The organism is [Roseibacterium] beibuensis (assembly GCF_039542305.1).
Taxonomy (GTDB): domain Bacteria; phylum Pseudomonadota; class Alphaproteobacteria; order Rhodobacterales; family Rhodobacteraceae; genus Roseibacterium; species Roseibacterium beibuensis.
Map to the genome: position 1 here is coordinate 70,768 of NZ_BAABHW010000001.1, position 22,761 is coordinate 93,528.

At 61.6% G+C, this 22,761-nt stretch carries 17 protein-coding genes and 1 pseudogene; 13 read left to right on the plus strand and 5 right to left on the minus strand.

The features are described from left to right. Positions 1–275: 275 nt before the first annotated feature. Positions 276–716: a hypothetical protein gene (locus tag ABD923_RS00350; protein WP_345229371.1), complete on the minus strand. Its 441-nt coding sequence runs from the start codon at positions 714–716 to the stop codon at positions 276–278. 88 nt (positions 717–804) lie between these two features. On the opposite strand from ABD923_RS00350, the pseudogene ABD923_RS00355 reads away from it, so the two are divergent. The 6 genes and pseudogenes from ABD923_RS00355 to ABD923_RS00380 form a co-directional block, all read left to right on the plus strand. Further along, positions 805–1,068, plus strand: a pseudogene (locus ABD923_RS00355) (head decoration protein); the annotation flags it as partial. Then, positions 1,010–1,504 carry a phage tail tube protein gene (locus ABD923_RS00360; protein WP_425584017.1) on the plus strand — a complete coding sequence of 165 codons (495 nt, stop codon included), beginning with the start codon at positions 1,010–1,012 and terminating at the stop codon, positions 1,502–1,504. The pseudogene ABD923_RS00355 and the gene ABD923_RS00360, both read left to right, overlap by 59 nt. After that, positions 1,504–1,941: a hypothetical protein gene (locus ABD923_RS00365; protein ID WP_259547460.1), complete on the plus strand. Its 438-nt coding sequence runs from the start codon at positions 1,504–1,506 to the stop codon at positions 1,939–1,941. Before ABD923_RS00360 ends, ABD923_RS00365 begins: the two co-directional genes overlap by 1 nt. Before the next feature lie 68 nt (positions 1,942–2,009). Next, a complete protein-coding gene (locus tag ABD923_RS00370) occupies positions 2,010–2,168 on the plus strand; it encodes a DUF7697 family protein (RefSeq protein ID WP_259547317.1) in 159 nt (52 codons plus the stop codon). Next, a complete protein-coding gene (locus tag ABD923_RS00375; RefSeq protein ID WP_345229373.1) occupies positions 2,161–3,018 on the plus strand; it encodes a hypothetical protein in 858 nt (285 codons plus the stop codon). Before ABD923_RS00370 ends, ABD923_RS00375 begins: the two co-directional genes overlap by 8 nt. A 418-nt stretch (positions 3,019–3,436) precedes the next feature. After that, entirely contained in the window at positions 3,437–7,030 is a 3,594-nt protein-coding gene (locus tag ABD923_RS00380) for a hydantoinase B/oxoprolinase family protein (protein ID WP_259547459.1), read from the plus strand. 283 nt (positions 7,031–7,313) lie between these two features. Here the strand turns inward: ABD923_RS00380 and ABD923_RS00385 are convergent, their stop codons facing one another. Continuing rightward, entirely contained in the window at positions 7,314–7,517 is a 204-nt protein-coding gene (locus tag ABD923_RS00385) for a type 1 glutamine amidotransferase family protein (protein ID WP_259547314.1), read from the minus strand. A gap of 424 nt (positions 7,518–7,941) precedes the next feature. Here ABD923_RS00385 and ABD923_RS00390 point away from each other — a divergent pair, with 424 nt between their 5' ends. From ABD923_RS00390 to ABD923_RS00420, 7 genes are all read left to right on the plus strand, one after another. Next, complete coding sequence (locus ABD923_RS00390) at positions 7,942–8,859, plus strand: LysR family transcriptional regulator (RefSeq protein WP_259547313.1); 918 nt, start codon at positions 7,942–7,944, stop codon at positions 8,857–8,859. A 68-nt stretch (positions 8,860–8,927) separates the two neighbouring features. After that, positions 8,928–11,006, plus strand: coding sequence for a hydantoinase/oxoprolinase family protein (locus tag ABD923_RS00395; RefSeq protein WP_259547312.1), 2,079 nt, complete (start codon positions 8,928–8,930; stop codon positions 11,004–11,006). Next, complete coding sequence (locus ABD923_RS00400; protein ID WP_259547311.1) at positions 11,003–12,805, plus strand: hydantoinase B/oxoprolinase family protein; 1,803 nt, start codon at positions 11,003–11,005, stop codon at positions 12,803–12,805. Before ABD923_RS00395 ends, ABD923_RS00400 begins: the two co-directional genes overlap by 4 nt. Then, complete coding sequence (locus ABD923_RS00405; RefSeq protein ID WP_259547310.1) at positions 12,795–13,784, plus strand: TRAP transporter substrate-binding protein; 990 nt, start codon at positions 12,795–12,797, stop codon at positions 13,782–13,784. Before ABD923_RS00400 ends, ABD923_RS00405 begins: the two co-directional genes overlap by 11 nt. 72 nt (positions 13,785–13,856) lie before the next feature. Then, a complete protein-coding gene (locus ABD923_RS00410) occupies positions 13,857–14,351 on the plus strand; it encodes a TRAP transporter small permease (protein WP_259547309.1) in 495 nt (164 codons plus the stop codon). Then, positions 14,351–15,652 (plus strand): TRAP transporter large permease, encoded by a 1,302-nt coding sequence (locus ABD923_RS00415; RefSeq protein ID WP_259547307.1) that lies wholly within the window; start codon positions 14,351–14,353, stop codon positions 15,650–15,652. Before ABD923_RS00410 ends, ABD923_RS00415 begins: the two co-directional genes overlap by 1 nt. A gap of 91 nt (positions 15,653–15,743) precedes the next feature. Next, the gene (locus ABD923_RS00420; RefSeq protein ID WP_259547306.1) at positions 15,744–17,096 is read left to right on the plus strand and encodes an MmgE/PrpD family protein; all 1,353 of its coding nucleotides are present in this window, start codon (positions 15,744–15,746) and stop codon (positions 17,094–17,096) included. Between the two features lie 316 nt (positions 17,097–17,412). Here the strand turns inward: ABD923_RS00420 and ABD923_RS00425 are convergent, their stop codons facing one another. From ABD923_RS00425 to ABD923_RS00435, 3 genes are read right to left on the minus strand one after another with little or no spacing between them, the layout of a single operon-like run. After that, positions 17,413–18,537 carry an ABC transporter permease gene (locus tag ABD923_RS00425; protein ID WP_259547305.1) on the minus strand — a complete coding sequence of 375 codons (1,125 nt, stop codon included), beginning with the start codon at positions 18,535–18,537 and terminating at the stop codon, positions 17,413–17,415. Positions 18,538–18,540: 3 nt separating this feature from the next. Next, on the minus strand, positions 18,541–21,282 hold the full coding sequence (gene rbbA, locus ABD923_RS00430) for a ribosome-associated ATPase/putative transporter RbbA (protein ID WP_259547304.1): 2,742 nt from the start codon (positions 21,280–21,282) through the stop codon (positions 18,541–18,543). A gap of 12 nt (positions 21,283–21,294) precedes the next feature. After that, complete coding sequence (locus ABD923_RS00435; RefSeq protein WP_259547303.1) at positions 21,295–22,305, minus strand: HlyD family secretion protein; 1,011 nt, start codon at positions 22,303–22,305, stop codon at positions 21,295–21,297. Between the last annotated feature and the right edge of the window lie 456 nt (positions 22,306–22,761).

The window sequence follows — 22,761 nt, forward strand, 5'->3', positions numbered from 1 at the left end:
TGTGATTGGCAATCGTTGCTTGGTGCTCCTTTTTGTCGATCTCGCTGATTTCGGTTTGGGACTGTCAAGAAACTAGCGCAATTTTGTCGTGTGACCTAGACAAGGTGCTCGGCTGCTTTGGTCGCATGCTGATGATTTGCTGATGCGAGGTTACTGTCAGCTTTCCGCTCTGCTTGTTGGGTTCACGCAAAGACGTTCTATACCTGAGCAGATGCAAGATGGGACACTTCATCGGACGCACTGTTCTACAGCGTCGTGCGAGGTCTGCCATCCGACTATCCAGTGCCGGCAGCAATGCAGTAGAGACGCCCCCCCAAGTCGTAGTCAAAACTTGGCTCGTCTCCCTTGTTGAAGACGCGTTTGAACTGGGGGACCTGCTCCAATGAGAAGCTATGCTGCTCCATGAAGGCGTTGATTTCTCGGACCTGTTCCATAGCCATTCGCAGCTTCGGACTTTGAGGCGGCTTCATTTTCTTCGAAACCTTCTTCCCTCTGGCATTGCGGATGCTGCTGGTCTTGACCTCTACCGGAGAGGTGACGGCATGGTCCTTTCGGAAATGCTGAATAGGCGTATCCGGATATATTTGATGCTCCTCAGCTAGCCCCAGAAACGACTGCGTGGCCCTCAATCGACGGGCCTTGGCAATTTCCACGGTCACACCTCCGTCGAATTCACCGTAGTGGCGGAAGCCGGGATAAACTTCGACCCACCCCATCTCCGTCCAGAATTGCACTAGGTGTTCAAAGTGGCGACTTGAGCAGAGGGTTCCATCGTATCCATCTCGTCGGGTGCTTCGATACATCGTGCCTCCGGCATTCCTCGTCTGGCAAGCCTTCCGCTACGTCACCCGCGAGACGATCACCGTCGCCCCGGGCACGCTGGAGCCCGGCGCCGTGCAGGGCAAAATCACCGCCTCGGGCAAGTACGCCGCGCACGATCCGGCGGCCGTCGTCGGCACCGAGACCGCCGTCGCCGTGCTCTGGTGCAAGGCGGATGCGTCCGGTGGTGATGCGCCGGCCGCCGCCGTGGTTCGCTGCCCCGGCATCGTCAACCGCCACGACCTCGTCTTCGCAGGCACGCCCATCGCAGGCGAGATCGCGGCCGCCCACCCGCGGTGGGACGGCGCTCGGCAACGTGGTCTCGGCCGACATCACCTATGCCAACAATCTCGACCGGATCGAGACCATCCGCTCGGATGGGCGCATCGACGGTGCCGACCCATCCATCGCGGGGCTCACCGGCCGGATCGAGGTGCGCTTCGCCGACCAGACGCTGGTGACGCAGGCGATCAACGGCGAGGCCTGCGAGATGGAATTCGTCTACGTCCTGCCGTCCGGCGAGAGCTTCACGTTCACCGCGCACGCCGTCTACCTGCCGCGCCCGCGCATCGAGATTTCCGGGCCGCAGGGCGTCCAGGCCACCTTCGACTGGCAGGCCGCCCGCGACAGCGTCGTCGGCCGGATGTGCACCGCCACCCTCGTGAACGCTGTGGAGACCTATTGATGCTGACGCTCGACCTGACGAACGCGCCGCGCTGGCACGACCTCGCCCCCGGTGTCCGGGCGCAACTTCGCCCGCTGACCACCGCGCTGATGGTGGCGACGCGCAGCGATCCCGCCGTCGAGGCGGTGTCCGAAGGCGCATCGGACGAGGAACGCGCCGTCGCCTTCGCCAAGGCGCTGGCGCGCCGCGCGGTGCTTGTCTGGGAAGGCGTGGGCGACGCGGACGGCAACGCCATCGACCCGAGCCCCGAGGCCATCGACGCGCTGCTCGACATCTGGCCGATCTTCGAGGCCTTCCAGCTGACCTACGTCTCGAAGGGCCTGCTCTTGGAGCAGGAAAAAAACGTCTCCGCGCTCTCGCCGAATGGTCCTTCGGCGGGGGCGAGCGCTACTGCAAAGCCTGTGCGCAAGCCTGCCCGGACTGCTCGGCGCGGCTGAACCGGCCGCTCACCCTTGAGGGTTGGCAGGTCTGGGACCTTGTCGGCCGACTCGGCGGTCAGCTGCGCGTGCTGCCCGGCGCGGTGGTCGGCTGGGACATGTCAGCGGCGCTGGCGCTCTGTACCGCCCTCGGCGTGCCACCGCTCGCCATGGCCGAACTGCTGCCCGTCATCGAAGCGGTGATGGTCACCAAGCTCAACGAACAGATGGATCACTCCCATGGCTGAGAAGAGGGTCAGCGTCCGCCTCGCGGCCGTGGGCGGGCGACAGGTGCGCGCCGAACTGGAAGGTGTCGGTGAGGCCGGGTCGCGCGGCTTCGGACGGCTGAGCCGCGAGATGGAAGCGGCGAACGCCCGGCTCGCGGCTTTCTCGCGGCGGGTGCGGGTCGCGGCTGCCGCTGCCGTGGCCGCCGCCGCCGCTGCCGCCACGGCGATGTTCTTCGACCTGAAGGCGGACGCCGCGTCGGGCATGCAGAGCGCCATCGAGAGCGTGGTCGGTTTCGGGAATGCTGCGGCGAACACGTTCGAAGGCGCCTTTGAGGCGATCAAGGCGATCTGGGGTCTGCTGCCCGCCGCCATCGGCGATCTGGCGTTCCAGGCGGCCAACAGCCTCGTCGACGGCGTCGAGGCGATGCTGAACGGCGCGGTCTCACGCATCAACGGCTTCATCGGCGGCATCAATCAGGGGCTTGAAGCACTTGGCTCCGAGCGACGCATCTCGATTATCCCTGATCTTGAGCTTGGCCAGATCGAGAACCGGTTTGAGGGGGCCGCGACGGCCGCCACTACCGCCGCGCAGGCGGCCTTCGACCGGGCCTTTGAGGACAACCCGCTCACCGTGCCCGATCTCGGTCTGACCGAGGCGGCGAACCGCGCGCTCGAGTCTGCCAACCACTATCGGGGCGTGGCGCGCGATCTGGCTGAGGGGGGCCGCGCGCCGCTGGAAAGCTGGCAAGCGCTGCGCAATGCGGTGCGCGGGACCGACGAGGCCAGTGCCGATGCGCTGGTCGAGGCCACGGGTGCTGCCGAGCCGCTGCGGGCGGCGCTCGGCGATGCCGGCGCGCCGTCACGGGTGTAGGTGCTGCGGCCGGAGCGGCCGCCGCTGCGGCAGAGCCGGCAACCGAGACTGCCGTCACCGGATGGCAGGCGGTCACGGCCGCGCTCTCGGACTATGCCAGCAAGGGGAGCACCGTTCAAAACCTGATTTATGCAACAAGGCGTCCGCAAAAAATAAACAAATTCTATTAAGCTTTCAAAGAATAATGAATTGGACTTTATCAAGGTTGCCTTCGATGTTTCCGAGGCCTGAGAGGATCCCGGTCATGTGAAGGCGGTGACAAAAGCGAGATCATTCCTTCGACATGCAAATGAGACGCCAGATGCCGATCGGTTCAAAGGCGGGGATGATGATCAGCAGCGGATCGGAGTCAGCTCATGGTTTGAAAAGGATATTCAGCGGGCGAAAAAAGATTTGGCCCCAAACGGAGGCACGTCTGATGTGGCAATTCTGGGTGGACCGTGGCGGCACCTTTACCGATATCGTCGCCCGTAGGCCCGGGGGTGGGCTGGTCACGCACAAGCTGCTGTCCGAGAACCCGGAACGCTACCAAGATGCGGCGGTTCAGGGCATCCGCGACCTGATGGGGTTGGAGACGGACGAGCCGATCCCCGAAAGCGCGATCGAAGCTGTCAAGATGGGCACGACCGTGGCCACCAACGCACTGCTGGAACGGAAGGGAGAACGCACGCTTCTCTTGATCACCCAAGGGATGAAGGACCTCTTGCGCATCGGCTACCAGAACCGACCGCGCCTGTTCGATCTGAATATCGTGCTGCCGGAATTGCTCTATGCCGAGGCCGTCGAGGTGGGTGAACGCCTGTCGGCCGACGGCGCTGTGATCGTCCCGCTGGATGAAGACGGCGTGCGCGCAGCGCTGGAGGATGCGTTCGCAGAAGGCTACCGCTCGGTCGCAGTGGCGCTGATGCACGCCTATCGCTTCCCTGATCACGAGGCCCGCATCGGCACCATCGCGCGCGCGATCGGCTTTTCTCAGGTCTCGCTGTCCCATGAAGTCAGCCCTTTGATCAAGCTCGTCTCGCGCGGGGATACGACCGTGGTCGATGCTTACCTTTCTCCCATCCTGCGCCGCTATGTTCGGCAGGTCAGCGACGCGCTCGGCACCGATCGTGGCGGGTGCCGCTCGCTCATGTTCATGCAGTCGAACGGCGGTCTGACCGATGCGCGGCTCTTCCAGGGCAAGGATGCGATCCTTTCCGGTCCTGCTGGCGGTGTGGTCGGCATGGTGCAAAGCGCGGGTGCGGCAGGTTTCGACAAGTTGATCGGTTTCGACATGGGCGGGACGTCCACGGATGTCTGCCACTATGCCGGGACCTACGAGCGATCTTTCGAGACCGAAGTCGCGGGCGTACGCATGCGCGCGCCGATGATGAGTATTCACACCGTGGCCGCGGGCGGCGGTTCAATCCTGTCCTACGCGCAGGGCCGCTTGCAGGTGGGTCCCGAAAGTGCGGGCGCCAATCCCGGACCGGCCTCTTACCGGCGCGGCGGGCCGCTGGCAGTGACGGACTGCAACGTGGTTCTGGGCAAGATACAAGCCGATCATTTCCCCCATGTCTTCGGGCCGGAGGGGAATGCGCCACTCGACCCCGCCGCGGCGCGCGTGAAGTTCATGGAAATGGCCGCGCGGATTGCCCGCGAGACGGGCGAAGCCCCCCGCAGCCCCGAAGATTTGGCTGAGGGCTTCCTGCGCATAGCGGTCGAGAACATGGCCAACGCCATCAAGAAGATCAGCGTGCAGCGCGGCTATGATGTGACCGGCTACACCATGAATTGCTTCGGCGGTGCGGGCGGGCAGCATGCCTGCCAGGTGGCCGATGTGCTGGGGATCACCAGAATCTACATCCACCCGTTTGCAGGGGTCCTTTCGGCTTTCGGCATGGGGCTCGCTGATATCCGGGCGATCCGCGAACATCAGTTCGCCCGGTCACTTGCTGACACCGGCGCGGCGCGTGCCGCATTGGACCGGATCGGCGCCGAGGCACGGAACGAGGTCGCCGGTCAGGGCATCGCGCCGGATTGCATTACGCTGATCGAAACCGCCCATATCCGCACACCTGGTTCGCATCAGGCCCTGCCGGTGGCCTTCGGCGGCGCTGCGGCCATGCGCGCAGGCTTCGACGCGGCGCACCGGCAACGCTTCGGCTTCGTCCCCGCCTATGACGACCTGATCATTGACCTGCTGACAGCCGAAGCCGTGGGCGCTACCGGTGAATCCGGCACCCTGCCCAACCCGGAGCCTTCCGACCCCCCTCCGGGAACCGCCCGCATGTTTACAGGCGGGGCGTGGCATGACGTTCCTCTGGTGGATCGCATCACCCTGCGTCCCGGCGACACCCTGCCTGGTCCCGCGATCCTGACGGATCCCACCGGCACCAATATCGTGGAAAACGGCTGGCAGGCTGAGGGTCAGCCCGGCGGCGCGCTCGTCCTGCGCCGCATCGTGCCGGTGAAGCGACAGGAGGCGATCGGCACCAGCGTCGACCCTGTGATGCTGGAAGTCTTCAACAACCTCTTCATGTCCATCGCCGACCAGATGGGTGCCACGCTGGCCAACACCGCATACTCGGTGAACATCAAGGAACGCTTTGATTTTTCCTGCGCGATCTTCGATGAAAACGGTGACTTGGTGGCAAACGCCCCGCATGTTCCCGTGCATCTGGGATCGATGAGCGAGAGTGTGCGCACCGTCCTGCGCGAGAACGCGGGCAAGATCCGCCCCGGCGATGTCTTAATGATGAACAATCCGTTCAATGGCGGCACCCATCTGCCGGATGTGACCGTCGTCACGCCAGTGTTCGACGATGCTGGAGAGCAGATCATCTTCCTCACCGCTTCGCGGGGGCATCACGCCGATATCGGCGGCAAGACGCCCGGATCCGCCCCGCCTGACAGCACCCATATTGAGGAGGAAGGCGTGCTGATCGACAATTTTCTGCTGGTTGACCAGGGCCAGTTGCGAGAGGCGGAAACCCGCGCGCTCTTGACCTCCGGCCGCTACCCCTGCCGCAATATCGATGAAAACATGGCCGATCTCGCCGCGCAGGTCGCGGCGAATGCGACCGGGGTGGCCGAGTTGCAGAAGATCACGCGCCAGTTCGGGCTGCCCGTCGTGCAGGCCTACATGGGCCATGTGCAGGACAACGCCGAGGAAAGCGTGCGTCGAGTACTCGACGTGCTGAGGGATGGACGCTTCAGCTATGAAATGGACAGCGGCGCCCGGATCGAGGTAGCCATCACCGTGGATCACGCCAGCCGCAGCGCGGTGGTGGATTTCACCGGCACCTCGCCGCAGGACCGGCTGAACTACAACGCCCCGCTTTCGATCTGCCGGGCGGTAGTGCTCTACGTCTTCCGAACGCTGGTAGGGGCCGACATCCCGATGAACGAGGGCTGTCTTAAACCCCTTGAGATCCATGTTCCCGAAGGCTCGATGATTAACCCGCGCCCGCCGGCGGCCGTGATTTCCGGCAATACCGAGGTCAGCCAGTCCATCGCCGATGCACTTTACGGTGCGCTCGGGGTCATTGCGGGCAGCCAGGGCACGATGAACAACTTCGTCTACGGGAACGAGCGGCTTCAGAACTACGAAACCATCTGCGGCGGCACCGGTGCCGGGAACGGCTTCGATGGCACCAGTGCCGTGCACAGCCATATGACCAACACCCGCCTGACCGACCCCGAGGTTCTGGAAACCCGCTTCCCCGTTCGGGTCGAAGAGTTTTCCATCCGTCGCGGATCAGGCGGGGATGGGCGCTGGCAGGGCGGCGACGGCATCACCCGAAAGCTGCGCTTCCTTGAGGAGATGACGGTCACGATCCTGTCCTCGCATCGCTCGGTCCCGCCCCATGGCACGGCAGGCGGCGCGCCGGGCGAGACCGGAGAGAACATCGTGATCCGGACAGATGATCGGGTCCAACACCTCAAAGGCAACGACCAGACCCATGTGCAGATTGGAGATGTCATTTTGATGCGAACGCCAGGGGGCGGTGGCTATGGCACGCGACCCTAGGCCCCACGATCGCGCTGTGAGGTGACTGAAGCAGTGGTCTCTCCCGCCGCATCCTGCAAACGCCCACACAGCAGCCACGGGCCCGGCATCCGGTCGAAATCGCCGTGATGGTGCCAATGGATGGGTAGCGTCGTCCCTACAATAGCCCCGTCCTGGCCAGCAAAACCGCCCCGCCGGATGTGCCGCCCGAAGCCACGCCATTGCGATCCGCCTGCCGCAGGCACGCGAATAGCGCCGGGTCGTTGATCTGCCCTGGTCGTACCATGCAATGAAAAATACTAGGTCATAGAGTGGTTTTTTTATTGCATTTCATGGTGTTGAAGTGTGCGCCGACCGAGGCCACAGCCTGCGGGCCATGCAGGCTCAGCAGCGTCACGCGAAACGCCTCTGTGCCCGAAAACAGGTTCGCCGCACGCAAAGGTTCGAGCGCCAATGCCGTCGACATCAGCGCGCATCTATCCTGCAGCAGAAAGGCGACTCTCTTCATTGGATCGGTTTGTCCTGATCCAGAAAGCTCGCCCGAAATTGAACGTTCGTGGCTGTTATGCAAAATGTGCAAGAAAGTTTCCCCCATTGGAAAGCTACTCGGCAGATGGAGAGCGCCGCATGGGCCAGCGTGTTGCCTGTCCAATGAATGCGATACCTATGGTGGGGCGCGTTGAAGACGCGGCGCGCGGCAGTTCGCAGACCTTTAGCGTGGGCACTAAAACGATGGCAGGCCACGCAGCATGTTCGGACATGACGTCGTCGAGATTGCTATGCATAGTCAAAATGGCGTCACCGGCCGGCCATCGTGAAACAGTCTGAAAAATCCAGCTTCCGTCGGTGCCAGCTTGGGCGCAGAGTGCCCGGATCTGGCCCGGAAACGCGTGTTCAGAGCACCGATTACGAAGAATCAAAAGAGATCCAGCGTGAACTTCAATCAAATACATAGTTTCTACCTTGTCGCTCAGCTCGGCACCTATCAGGCGGCAGCAGAGCGTCTTCACGCGACCCAGCCCGCGATTTCGGCACGCATTGCCTCACTTGAGACCACTTTGAACACACGCCTATTCGATCGCAGTGGTTACCGCGTGTCGCTCACCCCGGAAGGACGCAGGTTCCTACCCTACGCCGAAAAGCTGCTGGAGCTTCAGACAAATGCCATGCTTGAAGTCCGAAATTCTAAGGATCTCAGTGGCGTGGTGCGTATCGGTGCATCTGACACCATGGTTGCCAGCTGGCTGCCGGATTTCCTTTTGGAGCTCAAGGAAAGGCAACCCGGGATCAGCGTTGAAATGTTCGTTGGCGCGTCTCCCCTTCTTCATGATGACTTGATGAATCAGGCCGTCGACCTGGCTTTTCTTTTGGGTCCGATCTCAGCCCCTCGTGTCCTATGCAAGGACTTCTGCACTGCTGACATGGGTTTTGTCGCGGCCCCGTCCCTCGGACTTCACGGTCGAGAACTAACAACTCATGAGCTTCGTGACCAAAATTTCCTCACTTTTGAAAAGTGTACGGTTCCTTATCAACACCTGAGGCAGAACCTGAAGGAGGTCGGGATCCTAGCCAAGACGAGTCCCATCTCAGCGTTACACTCCATCTCCATCCTAACAAGGAAAGGGCTGGGGATCGGATATGTTCCGCTTGTTGCTGTAGAAAAGGATCTTGCGACAGGACGGCTACAACTCCTTGAAATTCCGTTGAAAACGCAGACGCTTCACTTCAGTGTCTGCTACCTCGATGGTCCCCATAGGCGTCTGGTCGAAGCCATCGCAGACGGTGCTATGGAGTTCATGAAGCGCCGCGGCCCCTCAAGCTTCATAAACTTTACCTATCAAGGCGCATAAAATATTTACGCTTTTTTTGTGATGCAGGTCTGTTGCTCTTGCCAAAACCCAAAAGGCATGAGGAACTCATGGGCTGGAGACTTGGATCCGATATTGGTGGAACCTTCACTGATGTCGCGTTTATCGCCGAAGATGGCACGCTATCGACTGCCAAGGTGCCTTCGACCCCGCCAAACTACGGGCGCGGGGTGGTCCACGGGGTTTCAATACTGGCCGACGGCATTTCTCTTGCCCTCAGAAATCTTTCGGAAATGGTGCATGGCTGTACGGTTGCAACAAATGCGATCCTCGAAGGCAAAGGCGCGCGCACGGCGCTGCTAACAACAGAGGGGTTCCGCGATGTGCTGGAACTGCGCCGCATACGGGTGCCGCGCCTCTATGAACCGCTCTACGTCAAGCCAGCTCCACTGTCGCCGAGGGACTTGCGGTTCGAAGTAGCCGAACGCATGGACGCATCAGGCCGCGTCGTGACACAGCTGGATACCGACCGCGTGCGGAAAATCGCGCGGGAGATGGTAGCCGCAGGCGTCGAGGCCGTGGCCGTCTGCTTTCTGCACTCCTATGCCAACCCGATACATGAACGGATGGCTGGTGAAATTCTACGGGAGGAAATGCCGGATACCTTCATCACTCTTTCTGTCGACACCCTTCCTCAGATGCGGGAATACGAGCGGACCTCGACAACCGTGGTCAATGCCTACGTCGGTCCCCCGGTGAAATCCTACCTGGACGGCATGGAGGCCGACCTCATTGAAGCAGGCTGCGGAGCGCGCGTGTCGATGATGCAGTCTTCGGGGGGCGTGGTCGACGCGGAAGCGGTGAAGGAAAAGCCGGCACAGATAGTGGAATGCGGCCCCGCCGCGGGCGTTGTTGGCGCCGCCTGGCTGGCCCGGTCGCTCGGCATCGACAACATTATCACGTTCGACATGGGCGGGACCACGGCCAAAGGCTCCATGATCGAGAATGGCGGCCTGATCTACGCTGAGGACTACGAGGTTGGCGATAGCATGAGCACGGCGGGCGCAATTGCCGGTGGCGGTGGATACTCATTGCGACTGCCCGTCATCGACATATCGGAAGTCGGCGCCGGTGGCGGATCCTATGTCTGGCTGGATCGGGCAGGCGCCATCAAGGTGGGGCCGGAAAGCGCCGGGGCCGTGCCCGGGCCTGCCTGCTACAACACGGGCGGCAATAGACCGACCGTGACAGATGCAAACGTGACTCTCGGGTATCTGAACCAGTCGTCGCTGGCCGGAGGCACGGTTCCGATCGATGCGCACCTGTCGAAGGCCGCGTTGAAGGAAACGATTGCCGATCCGCTGAAGCTCGATCTGCTCGCCGCGGCGCACGGCGTGCATGAAGTGGCGAATGCTACGATGGTGCGCGCGATCAAGGCGGTGACCACCTATCGCGGACGGGACCCAAGAGAGTTCGCCCTCGTTGCCTTTGGCGGGAACGGTGGCGTGCATGGCGTCGGAATCGCGCGCAACCTTGATATCCGTAGAGTGATAATTCCGCCAGCTGCGGGTGTGTTCAGCGCGGTCGGCCTGCTTCTTGCGGATAAGTCTGTGTCCGTCCTCAGGGCCTTCGCAGCACCGCTGGATGGCATCGACCCAGCAGCAGCGGACGAGGTCTATGACGCTCTGAGGTCCGAAGCCAACCGGTTGCTGGACATCGACGGAGAAAAGGCGGCCTACCATCTTCAGGTAGAAATGCGCGGCGTGGGCCAAGCCTTCGAGCTTACCGTCGATCTGGGCGCCGAGCGATTCAGGGAAGTCGATTTTGTGCAGCTGCGGAAACGGTTCGCTTCAGAATATGGCCAACGCTTCGGTCATGCCTTCGGCGACGACGAATCCGTCGAGGTCGTTTCGCTCAAGCTGACTGCAACGGATACCACCCAAACGAGAGCCACTACCCTGCAACTTCCGCAATGTTCCTTGCAGGAAGACGTGCGGGATGTGTGGTTCGGGCCAGATCATGGGCTGATGCAAACGCGTGTGGTTGGCCGCCAGGCCCTGACCACGGATGGAGAGCAGGGTCCTCTGATCATCGAGGAATATGAGGGAACCACAGTGGTTCCCCCTGATGCGCGTGTCTCGATCGACAAGAACAGCAACATCATCGTCGACCTGGAGGCCAAGGCATGAGCCTGACGCAGAAGACTGACCCGTTCCTTCTTGAAGTGCTGCGATATGCATTCGACTCGATTGCAGAGGAGATCACCCTGACCATCGTGCGCACGGCCTACAGCCAGATCGTGCGCGACAGTCTGGACTTCTCGACAGCTCTTTGTGACGCGCAGGGGCGGACGCTGGCGCAAGGGGTCTGCACACCGATGCATCTGGGGGCCTTTCACGACGCGCTGCGCAACATGTTGGATGTTCGCGGGGATGACATACACCCCAATGACGTCTACATCATGAACGACCCCTATGCTGCCCTCGGCCAGCACCTGCCGGACATTTATGTCGTTCAGCCCATCTTCTTCGAGGGCATACTGCGCGGTTGGTCCGCAACCCTTGCACACCATTCGGACGTGGGCGGCATCGTTGCCGGGTCGAACGCGTTAGGGGCGACGGAAATCTGGCAGGAGGGCCTGCGTATCCCGGTCTTGAAGCTCATTGATCGGGGCCAGCGCAACCAGACGCTCTGGGATATGATCGCCCTCAACGTGCGGACCCCGAAGATGGTGCTTGGCGACCTGCAAGCCCAGATCGCAGCCTGTGCCATCGGCGCACGTGGATTGATCAATCTCTATGAACGCTATGGTGCTGCGATCCTCGAACAAGCGATGGAAGACCTGAACGCCTATGCGCTCCGGCTGGCGCAGGCCGAGATTGCAGATATCCCCGACGGAACCTACGCCTTTGTCGATCATATCGACGGAATCGGTGAAAAACCGGAGCCGGTGACATTGACGGTGAAGGTCACCATCGAGGGTACCAGAGCTATCGTGGACTGGGCCGGCACCAGCAAGCAGATCGAGGGTGGGATCAATTCCACGTTCCCGTTCACCAAGGCCTGTGCATATGCCGCCATCCGGTCTCTGATGTCCGCGGATGTTCCCAACTGCCATGGCTTTACCGAAGCAATCGAGGTGCGCGCTGAAGAGGGAAGTGTCGTGCGGCCCGTTGCTCCTGCGCCTTGTGGCGCGCGCGGCATTACTGGTTACCGGATGATCGACTGTCTGTTCGGTGCGCTGGCGCAAGCAGCACCTGACAGGGTGACGGCCGATGGCTCGGGCGGATCAACGCTGCCGACGATATCAGGAACCGTGAACGGGGAGGTATTCGTCTTCTGCGAAACCTTCATGGGCACATGGGGTGCAAGCCGCTCCAATGATGGACAGGAAGGCATGCCACATATCGGTGCGAACCAGTCAAACGTTCCCGTTGAAATGATCGAAAAAACATACCCATTGCGCATTGAACGCTATGAGTTCGTGGCTGACAGCGGCGGGCCGGGTCGAACGCGGGGCGGGCTGGCCATTCGGAGAGACTACCGGGTGCTTTGCGAAACGGCCAACCTAAATGTGCGTTCGGACAAGCGTCGCTTCCCACCACACGGCCTGGAGGGCGGCGCCGAGGGCAATCCCTCGATGAATCGCATCCTCTCCGACACGGGCGAGCGCGTTTTGCCGGTTCTTTTGGATTCACCGGTGCGCATGAAACGGGGTGATGTGTTTTCACACGTGATGGCCTCGGGTGGAGGCTTTGGTGATGCGATGGAACGGGATCCGCTCAACGTGCAGCGCGACGTGCGACTTGGCAAAGTGACCATCGAGGGTGCGCTGCGTGACTACCTTGTTGTCATAACGAGTTTCAATGGCGCCCTTTGCGTCGATGAAGAGGCCACGCGCAAGCAGCGGGAAACTGCTTTGCGCCCGAATGGACACACCCAAACCAATCAAACCATGACCAAACAAGGAGGTCCCTATGTTCAATAAGCTTCTCATTGCCGGTGCCGTAGTCGCGGCGTCGGTCAGCATGGGGCATGCGCAAACCGCCCTCGACATGACCAACGAATACGAGCCGAATTCCATCCACGGCCAAGGTGACCAGTTTTTTGCAGAACAGGTCAACAACAGCGGCGCAGGGGTCGAAATCACCCTGCACCTGGGCGGCGCGCTTGGGTTCCGGTCCGCGGACAATCTTGATGCGGTGGGCGACGGTGTCGTGCCGATCGCAGATACGCTCGGCGGTGTTCTCGCCGGGTCAGACCCCATCTTTCTTGTAGGCTCGCTGCCCTTTGTCGCGGCCAACCCCGAAGAAGCCCGCGCGCTTTACGAAGCGGCCCGGCCTTACTACGAGGCTTTCTTTGAAGAGCACGGCCAGATGCTCCTCTATGCGTCTCCCTGGCCATCGTCGGGCCTTTGGGCAAACGAAGTCGTTGACACAGTTGAAGCTCTGGCAGGCCTGACGATGCGCACCTATGACGTTAACGGTACACGCACGCTGATCGCAGCGGGGGCTTCGCCCATTCAGCTCAGCTGGGCCGACGTGGTGCCGCAGTTGGCAACCGGTGGCATCGAGGGCGTCCTGACCTCGGCCGAGGGTGGAGTCAACGCCAGCTTCCACGAGCATCTGTCGCATTTCACCGAGATCAACTATGCGATGCCACTGAACTTCGTCCACATGAACCGGGATGCCTTCGAGGCTCTGCCGCCCGAGGGTCAACAGGCCATTGTCGACGCTGCTGCCGCAACGGACGCCCGCAATTGGCAGGCCCTCGCCGACCGGGTGTCTCTAAATTACGAAACGCTGCGCGGTCAGGGTGTGATCATTGTCGAGGAGATCACTCCTGAATTGCAGGCCCACTTGGCAGATGCAGCCTCGGTGGTTCTTGAGGATTGGCTCGAACAGACCGGTGACGCAGGGGCGGCCGTTCTGTCCGCCTACGGCGAATCCGTGGGCCGCTCTTATTGAGCTTTCGCGGTGCGCAGGGGGCTTGCCTGCGCACTGCCTGAACAGATCCCAAGGGGAGGTGAGTACGGTCCCGTGATTACACTGGCAAAAAACCTGAGCCGGATTGGAAATGGCGCCGCCATCCTCGCGTTGGTGTTCATGTTCGGCCATATCATCCTGGAAATCACTCTCAGGAATCTCTTTCATACAAGTACTTTCGTACTTGACGAATTCGTCGGGCACGCGGTTTCGGCTCTGACTTTCCTCGCACTCGGAGAAGCGTTGCGTACCGGCACTCTCATCCGTGTCTCACTGTTGCATGATAGTGTTCCAGACAGCGCGAAACGCGTCTTGGAGATGTTTGCCATGGCGTCGGCGCTCTCGGTTGGGTCATTTGCGCTTTGGTTTGTCGGCGTTTCGGTTTTACGCCAGTTCGAGCGTGGGACGACGAGCGCGTCTATTGCCCAGATACCGCTCTGGATTCCCGAGGCTCTGGTTCTATTCGGGCTCGCGATCTTTGTGCTGCAGGCTCTTGCAGGTCTGATCGGCTTGATCTTTAGAACGCCCCAATCCGAGGAAACCGTCTGATGGATGCCGGTTCGATCTCTTTGCTCGTGCTGCTGCTTCTGGTTGGATACCTTGCCACGGGCACGGTTATTTTCGTCAGCATCATCTGCGTGTCGCTAATCAGCCTGGCGGCCTTTCTGGACTTCGATGCGCATCGGCTCGGCGCAACCCTGACCCGGATCATGATCCGATCCTCAAGCTCATGGGAACTTTCGGCGATACCGCTCTTCGTCTGGATGGGTGAGATCGTGTTTCGATCATCGCTCATAAGCAAGATGTTTCGTGGTCTAAGCCCGGTGGTGGGGCGCCTCCCTGGCGGGCTGCTGCACACCAATGTTATCGGCTGCGCCCTGTTCGCTGCAGTCTCCGGTTCGTCCGCGGCCACAACGGCGACCGTTGGCAAGATCACGCTCGGAGAGCTGCGCGACCGCGGTTACGACGAGCGACTGTCCGTCGGCTCGCTTGCGGGGGCTGGAACTCTTGGCCTGCTAATCCCGCCATCGATCGTGATGATCATCTACGGTCTGCTGGCAAACGTCTCGATCATCCAATTGTTTGCAGCCGGCCTGTTGCCTGGGTTTCTGATTGCAACGATTTATTCGGGTTACGTCGCCGCACGCTGTATCGTGAAACCCCAACTCGCGCCGCGGGACGGCGTACCTGAGGTGTCCGGTCGGGCGATCCTAGATCTGTGGCCGATCGTGGTCCTCATCATCGTTGTGCTCGGCTCGATCTACACCGGGTGGGCGACGCCCTCCGAAAGCGCGGCCATCGGTGTGGCGACAGCGCTTGCACTGACAGCAATCCATGGTGAGTTGTCATTCAAACTGATCCGGGAGTCGCTGATTGCTGCGGTTCCGATCTCTTGCATGATCTGTAGCATCCTTGTGGCGGCTGCCTTCCTGTCCACGGCCATGGGGTTTCTCCATATTCCGCAGGACATTGCACGCCTGATCGGTGGCCTGAACCTGTCGGCCGCACAGCTGCTGTTGCTGCTTGCCGTGTTTTACGTGCTTCTCGGGCTGTTGTTGGACGGAATCTCTATCACCGTGATGACGCTTCCGATCATCTTGCCACTTATCTTGGCAGCCGGGATCGATCCGATCTGGTTCGGCGTCTTTTTGGTGATCATGGTCGAGCTGGGCCAGATGACCCCGCCTGTGGGGTTCAACCTGTTCATCCTTCAGGGCATGAGTGGTGTTCCGATCCTGCGCGTGGCCTCCGCCGCACTGCCTTTCTTCGCCCTCATGTGTCTTGGAGTACTGTTGCTAACGCTTTTCCCGGATATCGCCCTGTGGCTTCCCTCTGTCCTTTTCCAGTGAAAGCCAAAGTTTCTCCGCAGCATAGCTCGTTCTCTTCCACCAATTGAACACTGTGGCCTCCTTAGCCTGCGGTCACAGAAGGACTGTCTTGATGACTGACTTCGCAACACAAGACCTTGCGCAATGGTGCAACGAAACCATGGCGGCGCCCTTGCCACCAAAGGTCGCACACCAAGCCAACCGGTGCATCCTTGATGTCGTGGCCTGTGCAAGTGCAGGACAGGACGCCCCGGCCGTTACGGCCTGCCTAAAGGCAGCCCAGTCGCTCTATGCCGCTGGATCTGCCTCGGTCTGGTTTCGTGGGATGTCACTGGGCCCCGTCGCCGCCGGCATGGTCAACGCGACAGCCGCGATGGTCCTCGATATGGATGACGGAAACAGGCAGGCCATGGGCCATCCGGGTGCCGGGGTGGTGCCTGCGGTTCTTGCCCTTGCGGAAACGCTCGGTGCAGACTGGTGCGCCATCCAAAAAGCGATCGTGATCGGCTACGAAGTCGCAGTGCGCGTTGGAAGGGCTGAACAACGGCCTTCCTACCATTCCGCCAACTACACATCTTTCGGAGTAACCGCGGCAGCGGCCTGTCTGATGGGGCTTTCGCAGGATCAGATCGCCCATGCGCTCGGAATCTGTGCCTATTACGGACCTCGCGTTTCAGATCTGACGCTGAGCTGTGAAATGGGCAGCGACGTCAAGGAAAGCCTGCCATGGTCGGTGGTTGTGGGGATCAGTGCGGGAGAGTTGGCTGGAAAGGGTTTTCTTGGCAACCGGGACGCCCTCGACATCGAGGAGCGCTTCAACAGGGATGCAATGCTCCAAGGTCTTGGACAGACCCATCTCATTCTGAATACCTACTTCAAACGATACTCGTGTTGTCGTTGGATGCATGCGTCTGTCGAGGGACTCTTGAGCATCATGTCGGATCTCGCCCTCACCCATGATCAGATCGAAAGAGTTGAGGTTCAGACCTTCACGCAGGCGGCCAGCCTCAATAATCGGCATGAGCCAGACACGTTGATCGATGCCCAGTTCAGCGTCCCCTACGCGATGGCAATCGCAGCCGTTCAGGGGGAATCCTGCCTGATGCCGATGACTGCGCGTGTGCTGCACCACCAGGCAACGGAAGCCTTCGCGAAGAAGGTGTCCCTGCATGTCAGCGATGCGATGAATGACGCGTTTCCCGCTAAGACACCGTCACGCGTTACAGTGATAAGCGCTCTCGGGACATTCGCCGCACAGGTTGATGCACCGTGGGGGGAACCGGTTCACGCCCCGACCGATGAGGAACTAATCGACAAGTTCCTCGTGGTCGGCGGTTCAATCCTGTCGCCACAAATCACAAAGGAGTTGTCCGGCCGCATCCTTTCTGGCGCAGAACCAGCCGAAACATTGGGACTGCTGCGCTCTCGGCCCGACGCATCGAAAATGTCCCAAGGCATGGTGTAGGACCGCCGACCTTCGGAGAGGTCAGGCTTGATTATGTGGCCGATCTCGACCCCGGCCTCCTGACTCTTCCACGGGTGGCCCCAGTCACGCAACTCGCCCGCAGCGCGATGCTCACCGAGAAACCGAGTTCCAAAACCCCTACAGAGCAGGCTTTCGAACGGGTCTGGCTACCCGCCGCAAACCACTGATCGAAAGGATCAATCCATGACAAGGATGGTTCTCGTCACCGGTACCTCCACCGGACTTGGCCTCACTGTCGTGGTGCATGCGGTTTAGGCCGGACAGGTCGTATAGCTGCCGAGGCACGACCGAAAGCTCAGCTTGCAACACTCAATGACCGGCGAAAGACCAGCAGGGCGGACAACAGGAACACCACCCCCATCCCGGCGATGCGCAGCAGGTCGGGCCACACCACGTCCAACCCGGCACCGCGAAACACCACCGCCTGCGAAAACGCCATGTAGTGGCGCGAGGGCAGCAGCGCGGTGAATGGTTGCAGCATATCGGGCTGGCTTTCGACCGGGCTGATGCCACCGGACAGCAGCATCATCGGGATCACCACCAATAGCACCAGCAGCGCGAACTGCGCCATGCTGCGCGCCACCGTACCCAGCAGGATGCCGATTGCGCTGGCTGCGAACAAATATAGCGTGGCCCCCAGCATCAAGACCCAGTGCGACCCGGCCACCGGGACATCCAGCAGTCCTTCGACCACCAGGGACATCGACAGGCCAAAGGCCACCAGAACGATCAACCCGTTGGCCCAGATCTTGGCCAGCGCGATCTCGACCGCGTGCAGGGGCATGACCATCAGGTGTTCGATCGTGCCATGCTCGCGCTCTCGGACCAGCGCCGCGCCGGTCAGCATGATGATGATGATGTTGAGGAAATCGAGGATGCCGGTCAGCGCGTTGAACCAGCTCATCGTGCCATTGGGGTTGAAGGCGCGGTGGATCTCGTTGCCGATGGCGAGATCTGTCTCCAGATCGGCGCGCGACAGGTAGCGCGTCACCTCGTCATTCACGATGTTCTGGATATAAGAATCGCCCAGCCCGGCCTGCATCACCGCCGTGGCGTCGATATCAAGCTGGATCTCGGGTTGATGGCCGCGGCGCAGGTCGGCCTCGAACCCGCTGGGGATGCTGATGACGAACAGGTAGGCACCGGCATCCAGCGCAGTATCGACCATGCCCGCCTCGATCTGCTCAGGGGTTTGGAAGTAGGGCGGGTAGAAGGCGTTGGCGATCTGACGCGAAAGGGTGGAGTTGTCTTCGTCGACGATGGCGATCGAGGCGTGGTTGACGTTTTCCGGCAGGGCGGTGGCCTGCATGTAGACCATGCCCGTGAAGGTGAACAGGATCAGCCCCACCATCATCGCGTCGCCCAGAACCGCGCGCAGTTCCTTGGTGCCCAGCCAGAAGATGTGTTTCAACGCGCCCATGGCCTAACGCTCCTGCTTGCGCAGCAACAGCAGCGCGGGGATCAGGAAGACGGGGATGAACGCGGCCAATGCCAGCATGTCGGGCAGCAGTTGCACGAAACTCAGCCCCTTGGTGTAGGCCCCCACGGACAGGTGCATTAAATAGCTGGCGGGCCAGACCTCACCGATCAGCCGGCCGATCCCGTCGAGGGTCGAGATCGGCTGGATCATCCCCGAGAATTGCACCGTGGGCATCATCGACAGGATGGCGGCGGCGAAAATGGCGGCAACCTGCGTGCGCGTCGCGCTGGAGATCAGCAACCCGTAGGACGTGACGGCCGCGCCATACAGCAGCGAGCCGACAACCAGAGCCGCAAAGCTGCCCTCGAACGCAACCCCAAGCCCAAGGCTGACCACTGCCAACAGGGTCACGCCATTGGCCAGTGTGATCGCGACATAGGGCAGTTGCTTGCCCACCAGGAACTCGATCCGGCTGGTCGGGGTGACGTAGAAATTGGTGATGGTCCCGATTTCCTTTTCGCGTGCGACCGACAGTGCCATCAGGATCGCGGGGAACATCATCAGCAGGATCGCGGGCACCGCCGGCCCGATGGCGCGGATGCTTTCAAAAGCGGGGTTGTAGCGATAGCGGTTTTCTATGTTGAACGTCGCCAAGTCGTCCGGGTCATAGCCCGCGCGGCGATAGGCATCTTCGAGCGCGCCGTAGTGGGCGGCCTCGACATAGGCCTCGATCGTGCCCGCGCGCGTGGTGTTGGCCCCGTCAAGCCAGGTCGAGACGCTGACCTCGTGGCCCTGTTGCAGGTCACGGCCAAAGCCCGGCGGGATCTCGATCGCGACGGTCAGATCGCCCGAACTCATGCGGGTGACCATCTCGTCTCGGGTCAGAATTTCGGGCTGTTCGAGAAAGGTGTTCGAACTGTAGAACGCCTGTAGATACTGACGGCTGGCCGGGGTCTGGTCGTGATCCAGCGCGGCGATGGTGATGTCCTCGATATCCATCGAAATCCCCAGCGCGATGACGATGGTCAGAAAGACCGAGCCGAAAAACGCAAAGGCCAGCCGGATCGGGTCGCGGATCAATTCGCGCCATTCGCGCAGCCCGATGGCCGACAGGCGGGTCATGCTGAACCGCGACGGGCGTGCGGGTGCATCGGCAGGTGGCGCGGCGGGCATTCGCGGCGGCGCAAGGTCTGGCGCGGTGCCGGTGGCGCGCGCGGCGATGGCGCCTTCGATCTGCTGCACAAAGGCCTCTTCCAACGTGCCTGAGGGGCTGCTTGCCGCGATTTCGTCAGGGGCGCCAACCACCATGACCTGCCCTGCATGCATCAGCGAAATGCGGTCGCAGCGCATCGCCTCGTTCATGAAATGGGTCGAGATGAAGATCGTCACGCCGTCGCCGCGCGACAGCTCCACCAGCAGATCCCAGAATTCGTCGCGCGCCACCGGGTCGACGCCCGAGGTCGGCTCGTCCAGGATCAGCACTTCGGGCTCGTGCAGGACGGCCACCGCCAGCGACAGGCGCTGACGCAGCCCAAGCGGCAAGGTTCCGGCCCGCGCGTTCATGTACGGGCCAAGGTCGAACCGGGTGGCCAGCGTGTCGATGCGGGCCGTCGCATGATCGGCGGGCAATTCGAACAGGCGCGCATGCAAATCGAGGTTCTGGCGCACGGTCAATTCGCCATAGAGCGAAAATGCCTGGCTCATGAACCCCACGCGCTTGCGGGCGGTCAGATCGCTGGCATCCACCGGCTTGCCGAACAGGTCGGCCTCGCCCTCGGTGATGGGCAACAGGCCGGTCAGCATTTTCATTGTCGTGGTCTTGCCGCAGCCGTTCGAGCCGAGAAAGCCAAAGATCTCGCCGGGTCGAATGTCGAAACTGACATCCGAGACGGCGGTGAAATCGCCGAACCGCTTGGTCAGGCCACGCGCCGCGATGGCCGGTTTCCCCCCGCTGTCGGCCAGCGGCGGGATTTGCAGGGTTGTGCCGTCGCCGCGCTTGTCCTCGGGCAGCAGTTGCACGAAAGCGCGCTCAAGATCCGGCGCGCCGCTGCGGTCCTTCAGCTCGGCCGGGCTGCCCGTGGCCAGCACGCGCCCGGCATCCATCGCCACCAGCCAGTCAAAGCGCTCGGCCTCGTCCATATACGCGGTCGAGACCAGAACCGACATGCCGGGCCGGTCTGCGCGGATTGTCTCGATCAGATCCCAGAACTGCCGCCGCGACAGCGGGTCGACCCCGGTTGTCGGTTCATCCAGGATCAACAGGTCGGGGTCATGCAGCAGTGAGCAGCACAGGCCCAGTTTCTGCTTCATTCCGCCCGAAAGCTTCCCGGCGGGGCGATCCATGAACGGGTGCAGACCGGTTGCGCGCGTCAGCCGATCGGCCCTCGCCTGCCGCGCGGCGCGGTCCAGTTCGAACAGCGTGCCGAAAAAGGCGAGGTTCTCGGCCACCGACAGCGCGTGATACAGGTTCTTGCCTAACCCCTGCGGCATGTAGGCGATGCGCGGCCCGGCAATGCGACGATGGCGGGCATCGCGCATGTCGCCGCCCAGCACCTGCAAGGTGCCTTGCTGCATCATCCGCGCGCCCGCAATCAGGTCGAGCAGGGTGGATTTCCCGACGCCGTCCGGCCCCAGCAGGCCGACCATGCGTCCAGCCGGAATCTCCACTGACACGTCAGCCAAGGCGACGGTCTGGCCGTAGCTTTGGGTCAGACCCTGCGCGGTGACGATGGGTTGGCCGGCCATGGCGCGCCCCCCTCAGTTTCGCGGCAAGGGTAGGTCGGAGAAATCGGCAAGTTGCAACTCTTCGGGCCAGTCGGACGGGGTCTGCCCCGGCTCCGGGGCAAGGCGCACGTAAGCCACGCCGCGAATGCCGGTGCGCACGTAGTCGATATAGGCCTCGACCAGTTCTTGCGGCACGCGGGCGCGGATGCGGAAGACGAGGTTCTGACGCTCATCCGCTGTTTCGACCGTGCGCGGCGTGAATTGCGACACCGGGGAGACGAAGGTGACAGTGGCCGGCACCACGGCATCCACGACGTCAAGCCTGATGCGCGCTTCGTCCCCAATGGCCAGCCGGTGCGCCTGCGTCGCAGGCAGGTAGAACTCGAGGTAGACTTCGCTCAGGTCGACCATGGTCATCACCCGCGTGCCTCCTGTGATGATTTCGCCCGGCTCGACCAGACGATAAAGGATGCGCCCGATCGTGGGTGCAGTCAGCTCGGTATCCTCGAGATTGGTCGCGATCTGGTCGGCTGCGGCGCGGGCGGCATCGACCGCGCGTTCGTGGGCCAGCAGGGCGGCGCGCGCGGCCTCCAGATTGGCTTCGGCCACCGCGACATTGGTGCTGAGCGTGTCGAGGTTCGATTGCGGCGAGGTGCCGCGTTCGACAAGGGCGCGGCTGCGGTTCTCTTCGTCCTGGGCGAGGGCAAGCAGCGCCTCCATCTGGCCGATCCGGGCCTCGGCGGCGGCGCGTTCGGCCTCGGCTGCGGCGATCTGCGCCTCGGCTTGGGAGAGCTGCGCCTCGATGATCTCGGCGTCGACGATGGCCACAACCTGATCGGGCGTGACCATGTCGCCCTCGCGCACCATCACGGTTTCGATGCGACCGGCGACCATGGATGCAATGTCGACCTGCACGGCTTCGATCTGGCCATTGCCGTAAGCGATATCGGCCGGAAATCCGTCGCCATTCGTTTCCGTCCAGAGGATGTAGCCGCCTGCGGCCAGAAAAATGGCAACAGTGGCAAGGCCGATTTGCAGACGCATCGTGACTTTCCTTCGATAGACCCAACATCGGGCCGACCCCGATGTGAACCGTTTAGTTCACTGCGCAAAATAGCCAATCTTAATCGAAGGAAAACCCGCTATGATGTCAGATCAACTCCCGCTGCCGGTTGGCCAATTATAGGCTCGCATTGAGCTGCCCGATACGGTTCTGCCGCACTGCGCGTGTCCTGTCTTGCTCAGATTTTGCCATCCCAGTTGGAACCAAACGCCCACCGCTGGAACGAAGTCTGGCTGGGGCAGGGACCATAGACGAAGTCCTGACCCGAGGCCTCTCGCAGAAATTGGCGGCAAGGCGCTTGCATTGGGCAACCTGACGGCAGCAAAGCCTGGGGTGGATGAGGTCCTGTTTGCACTGTCTTCGCTTCTACAGCGGATGCTTGGAACGCAAGCTGCCACAGCGGTAACCGGGCTGACGTCTGCTGGTCCGCTTGGGTG

Coding starts and splice junctions, on each gene's coding strand:
- ABD923_RS00350 (WP_345229371.1), bottom strand. CDS start 716: ATGGGGTGGGTCGAAGTTTATCCCGGCTTCCGCCACTACGGTGAATTC.
- ABD923_RS00360 (WP_425584017.1), top strand. CDS start 1,010: ATGCGCCGGCCGCCGCCGTGGTTCGCTGCCCCGGCATCGTCAACCGCC.
- ABD923_RS00365 (WP_259547460.1), top strand. CDS start 1,504: ATGCTGACGCTCGACCTGACGAACGCGCCGCGCTGGCACGACCTCGCC.
- ABD923_RS00375 (WP_345229373.1), top strand. CDS start 2,161: ATGGCTGAGAAGAGGGTCAGCGTCCGCCTCGCGGCCGTGGGCGGGCGA.
- ABD923_RS00380 (WP_259547459.1), top strand. CDS start 3,437: ATGTGGCAATTCTGGGTGGACCGTGGCGGCACCTTTACCGATATCGTC.
- ABD923_RS00385 (WP_259547314.1), bottom strand. CDS start 7,517: ATGAAGAGAGTCGCCTTTCTGCTGCAGGATAGATGCGCGCTGATGTCG.
- ABD923_RS00395 (WP_259547312.1), top strand. CDS start 8,928: ATGGGCTGGAGACTTGGATCCGATATTGGTGGAACCTTCACTGATGTC.
- ABD923_RS00400 (WP_259547311.1), top strand. CDS start 11,003: ATGAGCCTGACGCAGAAGACTGACCCGTTCCTTCTTGAAGTGCTGCGA.
- ABD923_RS00405 (WP_259547310.1), top strand. CDS start 12,795: ATGTTCAATAAGCTTCTCATTGCCGGTGCCGTAGTCGCGGCGTCGGTC.
- ABD923_RS00415 (WP_259547307.1), top strand. CDS start 14,351: ATGGATGCCGGTTCGATCTCTTTGCTCGTGCTGCTGCTTCTGGTTGGA.
- ABD923_RS00420 (WP_259547306.1), top strand. CDS start 15,744: ATGACTGACTTCGCAACACAAGACCTTGCGCAATGGTGCAACGAAACC.
- ABD923_RS00425 (WP_259547305.1), bottom strand. CDS start 18,537: ATGGGCGCGTTGAAACACATCTTCTGGCTGGGCACCAAGGAACTGCGC.
- rbbA (WP_259547304.1), bottom strand. CDS start 21,282: ATGGCCGGCCAACCCATCGTCACCGCGCAGGGTCTGACCCAAAGCTAC.
- ABD923_RS00435 (WP_259547303.1), bottom strand. CDS start 22,305: ATGCGTCTGCAAATCGGCCTTGCCACTGTTGCCATTTTTCTGGCCGCA.